The organism is Mesorhizobium sp. M1D.F.Ca.ET.043.01.1.1, from assembly GCF_003952385.1.
Classification (GTDB): Bacteria; Pseudomonadota; Alphaproteobacteria; order Rhizobiales; family Rhizobiaceae; genus Mesorhizobium.
This window is the reverse complement of sequence record NZ_CP034444.1, coordinates 3,678,471-3,695,586: the sequence shown is the minus strand read 5'-3', so window position 1 is coordinate 3,695,586 and position 17,116 is coordinate 3,678,471. Positions and strand designations below refer to the sequence as shown.

Genomic DNA, 17,116 nt, shown 5'->3' with positions numbered 1-17,116 from the left:
CCATGAATGCAGAGAATACCGACGCGCCGCGCGCGGTCATCGTCATCTCCAGCCATGTCGCCCGCGGCTCCGTCGGCAACCGCGCCGCGGTCTTCGCCCTGGAGACGCTGGGCTTTCCGGTCTGGGCGGTGCCGACCGTCATCCTGCCCTGGCATCCGGGCCACAGCCGCGCCACGCGCATCGTGCCGCCGCTCGATCAGTTCAGGGCGCTGCTCGCCGATCTCGAGCGCGCGCCGTGGCTTGGCGAGGTTCGCGCCGTGCTGTCAGGCTATCTCGGCGAGGCCGGCCAGGCCGAGGCCGTCGCCTCGCTGGTCGCCGCCGTCAAGGCCAAGACCCCGGGCGCCCTCTATGTCTGCGACCCGGTGATGGGCGATTCCGGCGGGCTCTACGTGCCGGAGCCGACGGCCGTCGCCCTGCGCGACGGGCTGATGCCGATCGCCGACATCGCCACGCCCAACCGCTATGAACTGGAATGGATGGCCGGCGCGCCGCTGCCGGACATCAAGGCCGTGACGGCGGCGGCCCTTCATGCCGGTCCCTCCACCATGCTGGTGACCTCGGCGCCGTCGATGCTGACGGGCGGCACCGGCAATTTCCTGCTCGACGGCAGCCAGGCGCTGCTTGCCGAGCACCGCCTGATCGAGAAGCCGCCGAACGGGCTGGGCGACCTGACGGCCGCCGTCTATCTCGCCCGCATCCTGTCCGGCCAGCCGCCGGCAAAGGCGCTGCAGTCGACCACGGCTGCCGTCTACGAGATCCTGGCACGCACCGCCAAACGCGGCGGCGACGAGCTGCAGCTCGAGACCGACGCGCAGAGCCTGTCGCATCCGATGGCCATGGTGCAGTTGCGCCACCTCCTCCATCCCGGACGGGACAAGCGGGCGTGACGCCCGGCGGCGGCGTGCTGGCAGGCGTCGACGGCTGCAAGGCCGGCTGGATCGCCGTCCATCGCGAAGCCGGCGCCGTGCCATCGGTCTCGATCTTTCCAAGCTTCCAGGCGCTGCTCGACGCCCTGCCCGGTGCCACGATCGCCGTCGACATGCCGATCGGCCTGCCGGATTTTTCGAGCCGCGGCGGCCGCGGGCCGGAAGCGCTGGTGCGGCCGCTGCTGGGAACCAGGCAATCGAGCGTCTTTGCCATCCCGTCACGCGCCGCGCTCTACGCCGAGACCGCCGACTTCACCACCATCGAGGCCTGGTACGCCGCGCATCGGCGGGCGAGCGAGGTCGCGATGGCGACCTCCGATCCGCCGCGCGGCGTTTCCATCCAGGCCTTCGGCATCTTTTCGAAGATCCGCGAGATCGACGCGCTTTTGATCGCGCGACCCGAAATGCGCGGCCGCGTCTTCGAATCGCACCCGGAAGTCGCCTTCTGCCGGCTCAACGGCGGCACAGCGATGGCGCTGCCCAAGAAGATCAAGGGCGCGGTCAACCCGGCCGGCATGGAGGAGCGCAAGGCGCTGCTTTGCCGCCATGGCTATGAAAAGGCCTTCCTCGACCAGGCGCCGCCGAAGGGCGCCGCCAGCGACGACTTCCTCGACGCGGCGGCCATGATGCTGATCGCCGGGCGCATCGCCAGCGGCGAGGCGCGGCCTTCGCCCGATCCGCCGCTGACCGACCGCTTCGGCATTCGGGTCGCGATTTGGGCGTAGCCGAGCCTGGCTGAGGCATGCGTTTGCGACGCAGCCATCCGCAATTCGGCATTGCCCGCGACCGGCTTTTGCCGTTACAGGGCTTTCCAGATTGATTTGCACAGCCGCTTCCAACCCGGAAAGGGTCAAGACGCCGCCCATGCCCCATCTCCCCGAGCATCTGCTGACCGGCTATCGCAACTTCATGAACGGCCGCTATCCGGCCGAAAGCGGGCGCTATCGCTCGCTGGCGCGCGAGGGCCAGGCACCCGAGACGATGATCGTCGCCTGCTGCGATTCTCGATCGGCGCCGGAGGCGATCTTCGACGCCGGGCCGGGAGAGCTTTTCGTGCTGCGCAATGTCGGCAACCTGGTGCCGCCCTATGAGCCGGACGGCGAGTTCCACTCGACCTCGGCCGCGCTCGAATTCGCCGTGCAGAGCCTCAAGGTGAAAAACATCGTGGTGATGGGCCACGGCCGCTGCGGCGGCATCCGCGCCGCGCTCGACACCAATTCGGCGCCGCTGTCGCCCGGCGATTTCATCGGCAAATGGATGAGCCTGATCGCGCCGGCGGCGGAGACGGTGGCGGCCAGCACCTTGATGACCGCGACGGAGCGCCAGACGGCGCTGGAGCGCATCTCGATCCGCTACTCGATCGCCAATCTCAGGACCTTCCCCTGCGTCTCGATCCTCGAGGGCAAGGGCAAGCTCACGCTGCACGGCGCCTGGTTCGACATCTCGACCGGTGAGCTCTGGCTGATGAACAAGGAAACCGGCGATTTCGAGCGGCCGGAGCTGTGACGCCGGAGCCAGGGAGAGGCTGATGGACCGGATCTGGCGGACGTTCTTCCTTGCGGCGGCGTTGCTGCTGTCCGCGATCGTCCGCGCCAATGCCGATGACGGCGCCGTCATCGATCGCTGGTATTCCGCGCTCCTCGTCGCCGACCGCACCGAACTGTCGGAACTGCTCGCCGATGACGTGCGCATGAAGCTCGACGATATCGGCGTCGTCCAGGACAAGCAGGAATTCATCGCCTCGATCGACGAATGGCAGGGCGCCGTCGCCGGCGCCACAATCCGCCACCGCATCGAGAAGAGCGAGAACGGCCAGACCACGGTGCTCGCCTGCTACGACTTCCCCGGGAACGACACGCTGATGCGCGAGACCTTTACCGTCGTCGGCGGCCGCATCACCGCCAGCACCCAGACGGCGGTCGCGCAGGACTGCAGCGCCTACTAGAGCATGATCCCGAAAAGTGTGTAGCGGTTTTCGGAAAAGATCATGCTCAAACAAGAGATAAACCCTGCTGTTGCGCGATGTCGGACACCGCCCTACATCCGAGGCAACCCGCCTCCATCCAGCCCACCGGAATTGCTCATGTCATCGTCAAAACCCGTCGACCTCGCCGCCCATCCGTTGACCCTTTGGCAAGGCCCGCTTGGCCTGCCGGACTTCTCCCGCATCGGCGACAATGACTTCGGCCCCGTCTTCGACGCGGCGCTTGAGGCGCATCGGGCCGAGATCGATGCCATCGCCGGCAACAGCGAGGCGCCGAGCATTGGAAACACGCTTGCCGCGCTGGAACTCGCCGGCGAGCCGCTCGACCATGTCTCGTCGATCTTCTGGTGCCGCGCCGGCGCCCACACCAATGACACGATCCAGGCGATGGAACGTGAGGTTTCGCCGAAGATGTCCAGGCATTTCTCGGCGATCTCGATGAACGAGAAGCTGTTTGCCCGCATCGACGACCTCTACCAGCGCCGCGAGGACCTGAACCTCGATCCCGAGACGCTGCGCGTCCTCGAAAAGACCTGGAAAGGCTTTGTCCGGTCCGGCGCCAAGCTCGACGTGGACGGCAAGAACCGGCTTGCCGCCATCAATGAGGAGCTATCCTCGCTCGGCACCCAATTCGGCCAGAACGTTTTGGCCGACGAGCGCGACTGGGCGCTGTTCCTCGACGAGGCCGACCTTGCCGGCCTGCCGGACTTCCTGAAGAGCGCGATGGCCGAGGCCGCCGAGATGCGCGGCCAGAAAGGCCGCTATGCGGTCACGCTGTCGCGCTCGATCTACGAGCCGTTCTCGACGTTTTCCGAGCGCCGAGACCTGCGCGAGATCGCCTTCCGCGCCTTCATCACGCGCGGCCAGAATGGCAGCGCCAGCGACAATACCGAAGTGGTGCGGGGCATGCTGAAGCTGCGCGCCGAGAAGGCGAAGCTGCTTGGCTATGAATCCTTCGCGGCGCTCAAGCTCGACGACACCATGGCCAAGACGCCGAAGGCCGTGCACGACCTGCTCGATCCGGTCTGGGGAAAGGCGCTGGAGAGAGCGGCCGCCGACCAGAAGGAACTGGAGCGGCTGGCGGCCGAAGCCGGCAGCAACGAGAAATTCGCCGCCTGGGACTGGCGCTTCTACCAGGAGAAGCTGCGCGCCGAGAAATTCGCCTTCGACGAGGCCGAGCTGAAGCCCTACCTGCAGCTCGAGCGGGTCATCGAAGCCTGCTTCGACGTTGCGACGCGGCTCTTCGGCATCACCTTCGAGGAGAAGAAGGGCATTGCGGCATGGCATCCCGATGCCCGCGCATTCGTGGTCAGGAATGCCGACGGCAGCGAGCGCGGCGTGTTCTTGGCCGACTATTTCGCGCGGCCGTCAAAACGCTCGGGTGCCTGGATGAGCGCGCTGAAGTCCGGCTACAAGCTTGGGCCTGGCGCCAGGCCCGTCATCTACAACATCATGAACTTCGCCAAGCCGCCGGCCGGCGAGGCGGCTCTTCTGTCGGTCGATGAGGCCAAGACCCTGTTCCACGAGTTCGGCCATGCGCTGCACGGCATGCTGACCGACGTCACCTGGCCTTCGGTCTCCGGCACCTCGGTGAGCCGTGACTTCGTAGAGCTGCCGTCGCAGCTCTACGAGCACTGGCTGACGGTGCCGGCGGTGCTGGAAAAGCATGCGCTGCACGTCAAGACCGGCAAGCCGATGCCGAAGGACCTACTCGACAAGATGCTCGCCGCCCGCACCTTCGGCGCCGGCTTCGCCACGGTCGAGTTCACCGCATCGGCGCTGATCGACATGGCCTATCATGCGCGGCCGGACGCGCCGGCCGAGCCGCTTCGTTTCGAGGCCGAAACGCTCGAAAGGCTGCGCATGCCCGACACGATCGCCATGCGCCACCGCACCCCGCATTTCGGCCATGTCTTCGCCGGCGACGGCTATTCGGCCGGCTACTATTCCTACATGTGGTCCGAGGTGCTCGACGCCGATGCCTTCTCGGCCTTCGAGGAAACCGGCGACGCCTTCAATCCGGAATTGGCCGAGCGGCTAAGGAAGAACATCTACGCCGCCGGCGGCTCGAAGGATCCGGAAGAGCTTTACACGGCGTTCCGCGGCAAGATGCCGTCGCCGGAAGCGATGATGGTGAAACGGGGATTGGTGTGATTGGCTAATCTCCCCCCTCGTGGGGGAGATGGCCGGCAGGCCAGAGGGGGGCGCTGTCCCGCCGACGTCTCAGACACAAAACCCGCCGATCCCTTCGTCGGTTCCTGCCTCGCCTGATCTAACCAAGGTCGCGATCCTTCGCGCCCCCCTCTGCCCTGCCGGGCATCTCCCCCACAAGGGGGGAGATTGGCAGCTTCCACGGATCCTTCACCCGTGGCCACACCGGCCGCTTCAGCTTCCTGTAATTCGTCACCGCTGGGTTGCTCGGATAGGAGCTCGGCGCCGCGACATAAATGATCTCGGCGGCGATCGGCGCGAAGCCGGCGTAGAAATGGTTGGTCGACTTGATCAGCAAAATGCTCTTCGACAGCGGATCGACGCCGATGTTGGAAAAGATGTCCGGCTCGAAGGTCTGGGTGCGGTTGGTGTTGAGGATGACGTCGACCTCGGTGCCCTCGATGCGAACCACCGCTGAAGCCCCCAAGGTCACCCGGCTCGGCCCAAAACTTTGCCAGCCCTCCTTCACCGCCCTCAGCACCGTGACGCGCGCATCGATCGGCTCGCCGGCCTGCGGCCCCGCCTTGCCGCCGAAACGCAGGTCGATGACGGCGCCCTCGCCTGCCGCATGGCAGAAGGTCACCGCGATCGGGTCCCAGATCGTCGCCACGCCGACCTTGTCGACACCGCGCTTAAGCAGCTCGCGCAGCACGATGGTGCCGTCGCCCGGAACGCCGCCGCCAGGATTATCCCAGATGTCTGCGATCACCACCGGCTTGTCCTGACGCTCGGCCCGCACGGCGAGCGCGCGTTCGATGCCGGCGGCCGTGTTCAGCATCGTCATCGCCGTCTTTTCGCGCAAGGCGTAGAGCTCGCGTCCAAGCTTTTCCGCCAATGCGTCGCCCTTTGCCTTGTCGTCGTCGGTGACGACCAGGATGCGCGTGCCCATTTCCGGCACGTCGGCGGCCATGAAGCCGTGGATGACCGAGACCGACAGCACGCCGTCCTTGCCGTGCAGCGCCCTGATCTTGTCGACGAAGGAGCGCATCGGCTCGCGGCTGGTCGGCAGCACCTGGATCATGCGGCAGTCGAAGGTCGAGATGATAGGCTTGATCTCGCCGCGCGCCGCCGCCAGGCCAAGCTCGACCACATGCTCGCCGCGCTCGTAGAAATCGGTGTGCGGGAATTCGAGGAAATAGGCCATGATGTCGGAGGCCGCCACGCGCTTCGGCGTCAGATGGCTGTGCGGATCGAATTCCGAGGCGATCACCACCTTCGGCCCGACGATTCCGCGCACGCGCTCCAGAAGATCGCCTTCGCAATCGTCATAGCCTTGCGCCACCATGGCGCCATGCAGGCCGAGGATCACCGCATCGACCGGCAACGCGGCCTTGAGCTGGCCGAGGATCTCGTCGCGCAGCGCCTCATAAGTCTGCCGCTGCACGATCCCGCCGGGCTCCGCCCAGGTGGCGGTGCCTTCTATGACGGTCAGACCTTCCTTCGCAGCGCGGCGGCGCAGCGCCACGATCGGCGAGGAGCACAGCGTCGGCGTCTCCGGGTGCTTGCCCGGTCCGGCATAGAAGGCCATCTCGAACGAGGCCCGGTCGGTCGGCACCGGCGAGAAGGTGTTGGTTTCCGTCGCCAGCGAGGCGGTGAAGACGCGCATCAAAACTCCGTAAGGGCTCTTCGTTTTTCGCAATTCCGAACGGAAAACCGCTGCACACTTTTCCTGGAATTGCTGGGATTGCTATTTGACAGCCCCGAGCGCGAGGCCCCGCACGAGGTAGCGCTGCAGCCAGATGAACAGGATCGCCACCGGCAAGGTCGCGAGCAGCGTGGCCGCCATGACATGGTGCCATTCGATCGTATAGCGGCCGGCGACCAGCGAGAAAACCTGGATCGGCAGCGTATAGCTTTCCTGGCTGCGCAGCATGGTGAGAGCCACCACGAACTCGTTCCAGGCATTGATGAAGGTGAAGATCGCCGTCACCGCGATCGCCGGCAGGCAGAGCGGCAGGAACACTTTTCGCAAGGTCAGCCAGCGGCCGGCGCCTTCCATCCAGGCCGCCTCCTCGAGATCGCGCGGGATGGTGTCGAAATAGCTCTGCAGCATCCAAACCGTGAAAGCGACGTTGAATGCCATGTAGATGAAGCCGAGCGCCGTTGTCGATTCGACCAGCCCCCAGGCGGCCATCAGCCGGAACAGGCCGAGCACCAAAACGATCGGCGAGATCATCTGCGATATCAGCAGGAACTGGCGGAACGCGCCATAGCCGCTGAAGCGGAAGCGCGACATGGCATAGGCCGCCGGCACCGAGATCAGGATGGCGCCGATTGTCGCCAGCGCTGAGACATAAAGCGAGTTGAGCAGCGCCTGGCCGAAGCCGGTCGCCACCCACATGTCGGCAAAATTCGACCAGCGGAACTCGCTCGGCCACCAGCTTGGCGTAAGCACCTCGGTCCGCGGCTTGACCGCGGTGAGGAACATCACCGCGAACGGGAAGATCGTCACCACGATCAGCGGCAAAAGCAGCAGCCAGGCGATGATGGTGCGTTTCAGCTTGCCGTTCCTCATGCGCGCTGCTCCCGCATGGCCAGCCGCACATAGATCATGGTGAAGATGAGCAGGATGACGAACATCACCAGCGACACTGCCGACGCCTCGCCCAATTTGCCGATGCGGAAGGCGAGCTTGTAGAGATGCGTAACCAGGATGTCGGTGGAGTTCGCCGGCCCGCCCTGTGTCATCACCCAGATGATCGGGAAGGAGTTGAAGACGTAGATCGTGTTCAGCACGATCGCGATGTTGATGAAGGGTTTCAGCAACGGAAAGGTGATCTCGCGGAACTGCTGGAAGAGCGTTGCGCCCTCGAGCGCGGCCGCTTCGTAGAGATCGTCGGGGATCGAGGACAGACCGCCGAGGAAGATCGTGGTGGTGAACGGCACCGTCACCAGTATGCCGATCAGCACCTGCATCGGAAATGCGGTCTCTGCGCTCGCCAGCCACTGGATGTTCTGGCTGATCAGGCCGAGCTTCATCAGCGCCGAATTCAGCATGCCGCTCTCGCCGTTGAGCGCCCAGCGCCAGACCACCGCCGTCATGGTGAGCGACACCGCCCAGGGCAGCATGATGATGACGCGGGCGAGGCCGCGGCCGTAGAAATCGCTGTTGAGGATCATCGCCACCGGGATCGACAGCAGCAGAGCGCCGCCGACCACCAGCACGGTCCACAGGCCGGTGCGCCACAGGGCGGCGACAAAATCGGGATCGGCGGCGAGCGCCGAAAAATTGGCGAGGCCGCTGAAGTCGCGCAGCTGGCCGAAGCGGTTCACGTCATGCGTCGAGATCTGCACCAGATCCCAGACTGGCCAGAAGATCACCACCGCCGCCAGCAACAGGCTGGGCAACGTCAGCAGGTAAGGCAGGATACGGCTTTGCATCGGCTGACTTGCACCGCGCTGCGGGTAGACATCAGTGGCAGTGGCATTGGTGCTCAAGACACGTCCTTTGAATTCCTCGCCGACGTTGGCGATCTGGCCTTGTCCGAAGCATCCGGAATTCGGAAACCGCTATGCACTCGTGAACGAAAAAGATGTGGCGCGCCCCGCGGGGGTAGGGCGCGCCACGGGCGCAGGGAGGTACGCCCTATTTCTTCAGCACGCCGTTGGCCTTGTCCGCCGCCTCCTTCAGGGCGGCTTCCGGCTCGGCGCTGCCGAGATAGATCTTCTGCATGGCGTCCGAAGTGATCTGGGCGATCTCTTCCCAGCCCGGGATGACCGGCGCGAAGCGGGCGTCGGGCAACAGCGCAGTGAAGGCGGCGAGGTCGGCGTTGTTGACGTAGTAGTCCATCTTCGCCTCTTCCTTGTTCACCGGCAGGAAGCCTTCGCCTTGCGTGAACTTGGCGCGCTGCTCCTTGGTGAACAGGAAGTCGAGCAGCTTCCAGGCCTCGTCCTTGTTCTTGGAGTTCTTGAACATGATGATGGAATCGGTGACGCCATAAGTGCCGCGCGCGCCGGTCGGGCCGGCCGGAATGGCGGCGACGCCGTATTTCAGGTTCGGCGCCTCTTCCTTGATCTGATTGGACAGGAACGGCGCGGTGATCATCATGCCGACCTTGCCCTGCTTGAACAGGTTCTGCACGTCCTCGCGGTTATTGGAGGTGACGCCTGGCTCCGTCAGGCCTTCGTCGATCATCGACTTGTAGAGCTTGGCGGCCTCGAGCGCGCCCGGCGTGCTCAAGCCGGACGTGCCGTCCTTGTTGAGGATCTCGGTGCCCTGCGACCACATCGCGTAATAATAGTAGACGTCGGTCTCGATCTCCTTGCCCTGCAGGCCGAAACCGAAGGCGCCGGCCGCCTTGATCTTGCGCGCATCTTCCTGCAGCTCGGTCCAGGTTGCCGGCGGCTTGGCGATGCCGGCCTTCTCGAACAGCTCCTTGTTGTAATACATGGCGCGCGCCGAAGCCGCGATCGGCAGGCCGTAGGTGTGGCCGCCCATGATCGAGGGCTGCAGGAAGGTGTCGATGAAGCGGTCCTTGAACTCGGGCGTGATGTAGCTGTCGAGTGGCTCGGCGACGTCCTGCTGCACGAAGTCGATCAGCCAGCGCGTGCCGATGATCGAAAGGTCCGCATTGGTGCCTGCGGTGATGTCGGTGGTGAGTTTTTGCAGCAGCACGTCCCACGGCACGACCTCGTACTTGATCGTGATACCGGGGTTGGCCGCCTCGAACTCCTTCTTCACCGCTTCGAAATAGGGGCCGGTCTTGGCGCTGTATTCGGCGACGGTGACGCGCACCTCGCCGGCATCGGCCGGCGCGGCGAGCGCCAGCATGCTCATTCCGGCCAACAGGCCGACGGTCCATTTCGCAAGGCTCATCTGATCTCTCCCATTGATGCCCATTGGCGCCTGGCCCTTTTTTGGCACAGGATTTATGTGACTTTCCTACATTATCGATGGTTTCTCTCCATGCAAGCAGTTTATCATGTTGCTTAATTACATTTCGTTGGGTAGCGTTCATCGCTGTCTGACGTGGTGGAGGAGCGCCTATCGTGGTCTCGAAGGCCGATTTCGAGGGCAAGACAATTGTCGTCACCGGCGCCGGCGGCGGCCTCGGCTCGGCGATCGTGGCGCTCATGGCCGAGCGCGGCGCCCGCATCGTCGGCTGCGACCAGTCGGCCGAGGCGTTGGCCAGCCCGCATATCGCCTCGCGCCATGTCTTCGACCTGCTCGACCGCGCCTCGATCGAGGCTGCGATCCCTGCCTTGCTCGACAAGGACGGCGTCCCCGACATCCTGATCAACAATGCCGGCTGGACGCGCGCCGAGACGATCGATGCGCTGACGGCCGACAGAATAGAGCAGGAGCTCGACCTTAACCTGACCGGCGTGATGACATTTGCCGACCCGCTGATCAAGGCAATGGCCGGGCGCGGTTCCGGCAATGTCGTCTTCATCTCCTCGGTCAACGCGATTTCGCATTTCGGCAATCCGGCCTATGCCGCCGCCAAGGCCGGCATCAACGCCTACGCCAAATCGATTGCAGTCGAGCTCGGCCGCAGCGGGCTGCGCGCCAATGTCGTCTGTCCGGGCTCGATCCGCACCGCCGCCTGGGACCATCGGCTGGCCAAGGACCCCGAGATCCTTGGCCGGCTGAAGCGGCTCTACCCGCTCGGCCGCATCGTCAATGCGTCCGAAGTGGCCGAGGCCGTGGCTTTCCTTGCCTCCGACCGGGCTTCCGGCATAACTGGCGCGGTGGTGCCGGTGGACGCCGGACTGACAGCCGGCTACCTGCCTTTCATCGACGACATATTGGGAGCGTGACCATGACCGATGTCCTGTTTCGCAACCTGTCGAAATCCTTCGGCCAGCACAAAATCCTCGAGGACATCAACCTCGAGATCAAGAGCGGCGAGTTCGTCGTGCTGGTCGGTCCGTCCGGCTGCGGCAAGTCGACCCTGCTGCGCATGCTGGCCGGGCTGGAGACGATCACCTCGGGCGGCCTCGTGATCGGCGGCACGCGCGCCAACGACCTGCCGCCGCAGAAGCGCAACATCGCCATGGTCTTCCAGTCCTACGCGCTGTTCCCGCACCTGAAGGCGGCCGACAATATCGGCTTCGGCCCGAAGATCCGGGGCGAGACCCGCGCGGCGATCGACGACAAGGTGAAGAAGGCGTCCGGCGTGCTCAACCTCTTCTCCTATCTCGACCGCTACCCCAGGCAATTGTCCGGCGGCCAGCGCCAGCGCGTCGCCATGGGCCGCGCCATCGTGCGCGAGCCCTCGGTGTTTCTCTTCGACGAACCGCTCTCCAACCTCGACGCGCAACTGCGCGTTCAGATGCGCACCGAGATCAAGGCGCTGCACCAGCGGCTGAGATCGACCATCGTCTACGTCACCCACGACCAGATCGAGGCGATGACCATGGCCGACCGCATCGTGGTGATGGACCGCGGCCGCATCCAGCAGGTCGGCCAGCCGCTCGAGCTCTACGATAAGCCGGCTAACAAATTCGTCGCCGGCTTCATCGGCTCGCCTTCGATGAGTTTTGTCTCCGGCGCGCTGAAGACCTCCGACAGCAGATCCTGGTTCGAGACCAGAGGCGGCGGCCGGCTGGCGCTTGCCGGCAAGACGGCGGCCGGCAGCGACACCGTGGAGGCCGGCATCCGCCCCGAGCATTTCGTCATCGGCGCCGCCGAGGGCGCGATCGCCATCGACGTCGATGTCGTCGAGCCGACCGGCTCGGAAACGCATGTCTATGGCTCGGTCGGCGACGACACGGTGCGCGCCGTGTTCCGCGACCGGCTGCAGGTCAAACCGGGCGACCGGCTGCCGGTGAGCGTCGACCCGCGCAACATCCACCTCTTCGACAAGGCGACGGGCCTGCCGCTGTGATGATCAAGACATGACGATGACGACATGAAGACACCGGCCGATATCATCACGCGTCTTCAGCTGATGTCGCAGGACGGCACCAAGTCGGACCGCCGGCTGGCGGGCTTGGTGCTTTCCGATCTCGATTTCGCCTCCAAGGCCGCGATCTCGGAGATCGCCGCGCGCGTCGGCGTCAGCGAGCCGACGGTCACCCGATTCTGCCGCAATCTCGGCTGCGAGGGCCTGCGCGATTTCAAATTCTATCTGGCGCAGGCGATCGCCATCGGCGGCCAGTATCTGTCGCCGGAGCCGCTGAGCCGCGACGCGCGCGAGCAGCGCATCGCTTCGGCCATCACCGAAGCTGCGATCGCCGCCATCCAGCGCGCCAGCGAGAACGTCGACATGACGACGCTGATGGCTGTGGCCGCCCGCATCGCCAGTTCCGGCAATGTGCTGTGCATCGGCTCCGGCGGCATTTCCTCGATGATGGCGACCGAGATGCAGAACCGGCTGTTCCGGCTGGGCCTCTCGGCGCTCGCCCAGGTCGACGGCCAGCTGCAGCGCATGTATGCCGCGGTCGCAACGCCGGAGACGACGGTGGTCGCCTTCTCGGTGTCGGGCTATGCGCGTTCGGTCATCGAGGCCGTCGAGGTCGCCCAGCAATATGGCGCGGCAACCGTCGCCATCACCGCCGCGGACTCCGCTCTCGCCAAGGCCGCCGACACGGTCATCCTGCTGCAGTCTTTCGAGGACGGCAACATCTACAAGCCGACCTCTTCGCGCTACGCGCTGCTCGCCATCCTCGACATGATCGCCACCACGGTGGCGGAATCGCGCGGCCCCAAAGTGCTGGAGAACCTGCGCCGCATCAAGCAGAGCGTGAACACGCTGAAGGTGGACGATCCAAGGCTGCCGCTGGGGGATTGAGCGCTAATCGGCGCCATGATGGATCCTATAGCCCGGCTGGCGTTCCTTCGCGCCAGCATCTCAGGTCTGGATTATCCGGAAAGAGCGTCGACGCTTTTCGCCAGCGCCGCTGCATCACCCAATATCCGCACAGTCTTCAGCCGCGACGTCCCCCCGGCAACGACCGAAACTGCCGATCCCGGCACACCCAGCGCCTTGGCCACCAGCCGCTCCAGCGCCGCGTTGGCGGCGCCCTTCTCCGGCACGGCGCGCACGCGGACCTTGAGGTGGCTGCGCCCGTCGGCGATCGTTTCGACGCCGTCGATCCGGTCGAGCGCCGCCTTCGGCGTCAGCCGCACGCAAAGGTCGATGCCGTCGTCGCGCGGGCGAAACGGCGCGCTCATCGACCGGAACCGGTCTCAGGCGACCAATGACAGGACGGTCGTGAGCAGGAACTGCCGGATGAAGAAAATGATCAGGAGAAGAATGATCGGCGAGATGTCGATGCCGCCGAGATCGGGCATGAAACGGCGGATCGGCCTGAGCGCCGGCTCGGTCAGCCGGTAGAGCATGTTGGCAACGGTGTCGACGAACTGGTTGCGCGAGTTGACGACATTGAAGGCATAAAGCCAGGAAAAGATCGCCGAGGCGATGATGATCCACCAATAGAGGTCGAGCGCCATGACGATGGTTTGAATGAGGGCGATCATGCCGGTCTCCAAATTGTCGCCGACATGTAGCCATTGCTTGGCGAACCGGCAAGGCCCGCCGGCTACCGCGCCTGACGGCAGGTAGCCGTTTCGCCTTGACATCAAACCGCCGCGACCGATACAAGCCGATCCGCTGGAACGGGGCTGTAGCTCAGCTGGGAGAGCGCATCGTTCGCAATGATGAGGTCAGGGGTTCGATCCCCCTCAGCTCCACCAGCGGATTTAAAATCAAGGCTTTGGCAATGGGTTCTCGTTGGTGGGACAACGAAGTGAGACATTGCTATGCGCATTCCGGCCTATTTGTCCGTCTCCCGTCACCGTCTTTTCGCTGCTATCATCATATGGCGTTGCGAACGTACGGACTTGGGCATTTACCGCTTGACTGAGTGATCAAGCGAGCACTGTTGGGAGCCTACCTCATTCGCCGATGGTGGTCCGTCATGCTACTGGGCGTCGTTCTTGGTCTTATGTACGAAGCGCTCAACCGGCTCGTCGCTATTGTCCCGTTGTCAGATAGCCCGTGGCTGACCATTGTCCCGGCCGGCATTGCCGGTACTGCGCATTCCTACGAGCCTACCTGCTGTACGGTTTCATCAGAATGGAATGGCTGCCGACCACTGAACCGAAGAGAAGCATTGCAATTGGCTGCATGTGCCTAGCCGGACCGGTGATAGTGATAGCTCCGGGCGCATTGCTGGCGATGTTCCGATCCAGACCCATCCTAGCGGCCATTTCCGTTTTCTAGGCTCGCCAAGAGGTGACAGCCCTGCCCTTCCTCACGGCCTTCCTAGACGGCCTGATCGCACATCCGGGGAGTGGGTCAGTTTGAAATCTGCAGTATCGCTGGGAGACGGTGGTAGTCCTTTAGGATGCATTGTGTTTAAATATTAGTTATGTCTAATTTTATCGTTTGGCGTGGTGCTGAAAGGCCGTGCCACGCTCCAAAGATGCGGCGTCCGTAGCAGTGTCAGGAGGAACGAAATGAAAACGATCCTTATCGTCACGACAGCGCTTGCATTCGCAGTCTCCGCTCCCGCGTTTGCGGACCCTAAGGGCAGTACGACGACAACCACCAGTGAGCAGGGACATAGCGGCAACCCACCCAACAACGATAATGGTACGACAACGACTACGACATCGACCGGACCGAGCGGGCAGATCAATAACGGCAAGACCGACTGCAATAATTGCTCAACGTCGACCACGACGACCGGACCGGGGAACAGTAACTGATTACGACCATGTTGTGCGGGAAAACCGCGGGCATGCCGTGAAGACCGTCTGGCGAAAGGAGAGGGGCGCGGATGATTGTTGGGGAATCCGCCTCCTTTTATCTCTAGCCGTTGCAGCGTCGCTGCCGGAAAGAATGGCTTCGACAGCGACACGACAACCACCTCCGGGCAGGGGAATGGCGGAAAGACAAACGACAGCGCCAACCCTGACAACAATGGCCAGACGACAACCACGACCGACGAACCGTGCAAGAACAGGTAAGTGCCTCAGGGGGGCGGAAATGCCCCCTGTTGTCCCACCATCGAGGCAGTCGCTTCGAGAACGCCGACCCAAAGCATCATGGGGCCGCTGCCGTTCGTTCTGCGTTACCCGTTGAATAGCAGCTCCAGCCACGGCGCAGAGCCAATGGCCGTCCACCTGGACACCGCCGTAGTGTGCCTGCGTTGGCGCGCATAGGCCACGCAGGCGTCCACCGTGCTGACGCAGAGCGCATCGCGGGGTGCTGCAGCTCTGAAACATCCGAACGGAGCGGTCATGAATTTTCGCTGAATGGAGCCTTCAGGCTCCGTTCCGGGCCAACCTCCTACAAAGAGGCCGTTCAACCGCGGTCCCCTGCCGCATGAAGGAGAAGCCCCATGACCCGCACATCAATTGTCGCCGTAGCCTTGGCAGCCGTCGTCGGCTTTACCACCATCGCTCCCGCGATGGCCAATGACGTCAACATCGAGCAATATGGCTGGCGCAATTCCGCCGGCGGCGGCCAGCACGGCTATCGTAACCGCATACACTTCTATCAGGATGGCCGCTTCAACACCGCGATCGGCCAGCAATATGGTCATCGCAACCGGTCGGTGATCGGGCAGCAGGGCGTCAACAACTACGGCGCGACCTATCAATACGGCAGCCGAAACGCCGCAGGCATTGCCCAGTTCGGCTCGAACCACACCGCGATCCTGACGCAGGACGGCAATGGCAATATCGCCGCCGGCGTCCAGGTCGGCCACGGCTGCAACGCCGACGTCAGCCAGGGCGGCAGCGGCAATGTCGCCGCGTTCGTCCAGGACTGCCCCTGAACCATGGACGGTCGGCAACGGTGTTGCCGGCCACCATCCTGACATCGCGAGGAGATCATCCATGACCAGATTGGACAAGCGAATGGCAGCGGCGTCGGCCGCGCTGCTGGCCGTGATCGCCGCCGGCGCGACCGGGGCGACGGCCGGCAAGGATGGCTCGAATTCCGGGCCGCTGCGATGCGAGATACGAGATGCGATTGAAGGAGACGCCATTCTGCTGGAGCCCCTGGTTTATGCCGACAAGACCATCAGCGGCACCTACGCGGTCAGCGTCTCCGGCGACGGCCCGTCCGGCTCCGCCAACATTCGGCAGGGCGGCGCCTTCGAAGCCAGCCCGGGCAATCCCGCCTCGCTCGGCCGGATGAGCGTGGGGGCGAATGGCGCTGCCTACGACGTCAAGCTGAAAGTGATCGCAGGCAGCACGAGCGTCAGCTGCGCCAAGCAAGTGTCCGGCCCTACCTGAACGCCGGCTCCCGCGGTCCGCAGATCAAGGAAGGGCTCCGTGCAACCGGAGCCCTTCGCCGTTTCCAACAGGGCATGAGCAGGTCCTGGAAACTGAGCGGCGGTTCTTCATCCGGATTTGCGTGAGAACGGAGACTTGAAGCGTCGGCGATTTTGTCGAAGGCCGAACCGCTCCGGCTCTTGAACGGCTCCTGAACGCATCCTTCCGCCAGGGTTCAGCTTTGCCGTGCGACTGTTCCTCATCAACAGTCGAACCCGCAAGGAGACGTCAAATGAACCGCCAGATCGCAAACCTCGTCAACGCCGCCGCGCTCGCCGCGGCCATCGGCCTGCCCCTGGTTGCCGCTCCGGCAGAGGCGGGCGGTTCGATCGGGTTCTACTACTCGCCCCGGACGGCCCGCGATGCGCGGGTGCTGGATCTCGGCCTGCGCGCCTATTCGCTCTACAACGGGCTGCGCGGCGGCGCCCATATCAGGCAGCTTGGGCGGAACAACCGTGCCGGCATAGGTCAGGACGGTGCCGGCAATCTCGGCATAATTCGACAGGAGGGCAGAGGACACGCCGCCACCTTGCGGCAGGACGGCAACGAAAATTCCTATGGCATTTTCCAGTTCGGCAGAAACACCGACGCCAACGTCGCGCAGACCGGTGACGGCCAGAGCGGAGCGGCTCTGCTGTTCGGCTGGTAGGCGAGAACGCGCCGGGTTGCGGATGCGTGGACGACTGTCCGGCCACGCAGCCGCCGCCGATGGTCGTTACAGCCCGCGAGCCCGCGGCACGCCAGTGAGCAATTGGAAATTGC

At 64.2% G+C, this 17,116-nt stretch carries 17 protein-coding genes and 1 tRNA gene; 12 read left to right on the top strand and 6 right to left on the bottom strand.

Going from position 1 to position 17,116, the window contains the following annotated elements:
* The first annotated feature begins 2 nt into the window (after window positions 1-2).
* The 5 genes from pdxY to EJ067_RS18115 all read left to right on the top strand — a co-directional run bounded on the left by pdxY (window position 3) and on the right by EJ067_RS18115 (window position 5,064).
* On the top strand, window positions 3-887 hold the full coding sequence (gene pdxY / locus EJ067_RS18135; RefSeq protein ID WP_126086979.1) for a pyridoxal kinase PdxY: 885 nt from the start codon (window positions 3-5) through the stop codon (window positions 885-887).
* Window positions 884-1,651: a DUF429 domain-containing protein gene (locus EJ067_RS18130; RefSeq protein ID WP_126086978.1), complete on the top strand. Its 768-nt coding sequence runs from the start codon at window positions 884-886 to the stop codon at window positions 1,649-1,651. Before pdxY ends, EJ067_RS18130 begins: the two co-directional genes overlap by 4 nt.
* 139 nt (window positions 1,652-1,790) lie before the next feature.
* A complete protein-coding gene (locus EJ067_RS18125) occupies window positions 1,791-2,432 on the top strand; it encodes a carbonic anhydrase (RefSeq protein WP_126086977.1) in 642 nt (213 codons plus the stop codon).
* Window positions 2,433-2,454: 22 nt separating this feature from the next.
* Window positions 2,455-2,871: a nuclear transport factor 2 family protein gene (locus EJ067_RS18120; RefSeq protein ID WP_126086976.1), complete on the top strand. Its 417-nt coding sequence runs from the start codon at window positions 2,455-2,457 to the stop codon at window positions 2,869-2,871.
* A gap of 138 nt (window positions 2,872-3,009) precedes the next feature.
* Entirely contained in the window at window positions 3,010-5,064 is a 2,055-nt protein-coding gene (locus EJ067_RS18115) for a M3 family metallopeptidase (RefSeq protein WP_126086975.1), read from the top strand.
* A 118-nt stretch (window positions 5,065-5,182) separates the two neighbouring features.
* Here EJ067_RS18115 and EJ067_RS18110 read toward each other — a convergent pair whose 3' ends face one another.
* The 4 genes from EJ067_RS18110 to EJ067_RS18095 form a co-directional block, all read right to left on the bottom strand.
* On the bottom strand, window positions 5,183-6,727 hold the full coding sequence (locus EJ067_RS18110; protein WP_126086974.1) for a M81 family metallopeptidase: 1,545 nt from the start codon (window positions 6,725-6,727) through the stop codon (window positions 5,183-5,185).
* 81 nt (window positions 6,728-6,808) lie between these two features.
* Complete coding sequence (locus EJ067_RS18105; protein WP_126086973.1) at window positions 6,809-7,636, bottom strand: carbohydrate ABC transporter permease; 828 nt, start codon at window positions 7,634-7,636, stop codon at window positions 6,809-6,811.
* Window positions 7,633-8,502: a sugar ABC transporter permease gene (locus EJ067_RS18100; RefSeq protein WP_126089663.1), complete on the bottom strand. Its 870-nt coding sequence runs from the start codon at window positions 8,500-8,502 to the stop codon at window positions 7,633-7,635. Before EJ067_RS18100 ends, EJ067_RS18105 begins: the two co-directional genes overlap by 4 nt.
* A gap of 205 nt (window positions 8,503-8,707) precedes the next feature.
* Window positions 8,708-9,937 (bottom strand): sugar ABC transporter substrate-binding protein, encoded by a 1,230-nt coding sequence (locus EJ067_RS18095; protein WP_126086972.1) that lies wholly within the window; start codon window positions 9,935-9,937, stop codon window positions 8,708-8,710.
* Between the two features lie 173 nt (window positions 9,938-10,110).
* Between EJ067_RS18095 and EJ067_RS18090 the strand changes: the two genes are divergently transcribed.
* From EJ067_RS18090 to EJ067_RS18080, 3 genes are read left to right on the top strand one after another with little or no spacing between them, the layout of a single operon-like run.
* The gene (locus tag EJ067_RS18090; RefSeq protein WP_126086971.1) at window positions 10,111-10,881 is read left to right on the top strand and encodes an SDR family oxidoreductase; all 771 of its coding nucleotides are present in this window, start codon (window positions 10,111-10,113) and stop codon (window positions 10,879-10,881) included.
* A 2-nt stretch (window positions 10,882-10,883) separates the two neighbouring features.
* Window positions 10,884-11,951: a sn-glycerol-3-phosphate ABC transporter ATP-binding protein UgpC gene (gene ugpC, locus EJ067_RS18085; protein WP_126086970.1), complete on the top strand. Its 1,068-nt coding sequence runs from the start codon at window positions 10,884-10,886 to the stop codon at window positions 11,949-11,951.
* A 24-nt stretch (window positions 11,952-11,975) separates the two neighbouring features.
* Complete coding sequence (locus tag EJ067_RS18080) at window positions 11,976-12,857, top strand: MurR/RpiR family transcriptional regulator (protein WP_126086969.1); 882 nt, start codon at window positions 11,976-11,978, stop codon at window positions 12,855-12,857.
* Between the two features lie 71 nt (window positions 12,858-12,928).
* Here EJ067_RS18080 and EJ067_RS18075 read toward each other — a convergent pair whose 3' ends face one another.
* Together EJ067_RS18075 and EJ067_RS18070 are read right to left on the bottom strand one after the other, a co-directional pair.
* Window positions 12,929-13,240, bottom strand: a complete 312-nt coding sequence (locus EJ067_RS18075; protein WP_126086968.1) for a DUF167 family protein — start codon at window positions 13,238-13,240, stop codon at window positions 12,929-12,931.
* A 15-nt stretch (window positions 13,241-13,255) separates the two neighbouring features.
* Window positions 13,256-13,546, bottom strand: a complete 291-nt coding sequence (locus EJ067_RS18070; protein WP_126086967.1) for a YggT family protein — start codon at window positions 13,544-13,546, stop codon at window positions 13,256-13,258.
* A gap of 140 nt (window positions 13,547-13,686) precedes the next feature.
* On the opposite strand from EJ067_RS18070, the gene EJ067_RS18065 reads away from it, so the two are divergent.
* From EJ067_RS18065 to EJ067_RS18050, 4 genes are all read left to right on the top strand, one after another.
* Window positions 13,687-13,762 (top strand) — tRNA-Ala (locus EJ067_RS18065).
* Window positions 13,763-15,414: 1,652 nt separating this feature from the next.
* Window positions 15,415-15,852: a curlin gene (locus tag EJ067_RS18060; RefSeq protein ID WP_126086966.1), complete on the top strand. Its 438-nt coding sequence runs from the start codon at window positions 15,415-15,417 to the stop codon at window positions 15,850-15,852.
* Between the two features lie 61 nt (window positions 15,853-15,913).
* Complete coding sequence (gene csgH / locus EJ067_RS18055; protein WP_126086965.1) at window positions 15,914-16,315, top strand: curli-like amyloid fiber formation chaperone CsgH; 402 nt, start codon at window positions 15,914-15,916, stop codon at window positions 16,313-16,315.
* Between the two features lie 271 nt (window positions 16,316-16,586).
* The gene (locus EJ067_RS18050) at window positions 16,587-17,003 is read left to right on the top strand and encodes a curlin (protein WP_126086964.1); all 417 of its coding nucleotides are present in this window, start codon (window positions 16,587-16,589) and stop codon (window positions 17,001-17,003) included.
* The last annotated feature ends 113 nt before the right edge of the window (window positions 17,004-17,116 follow it).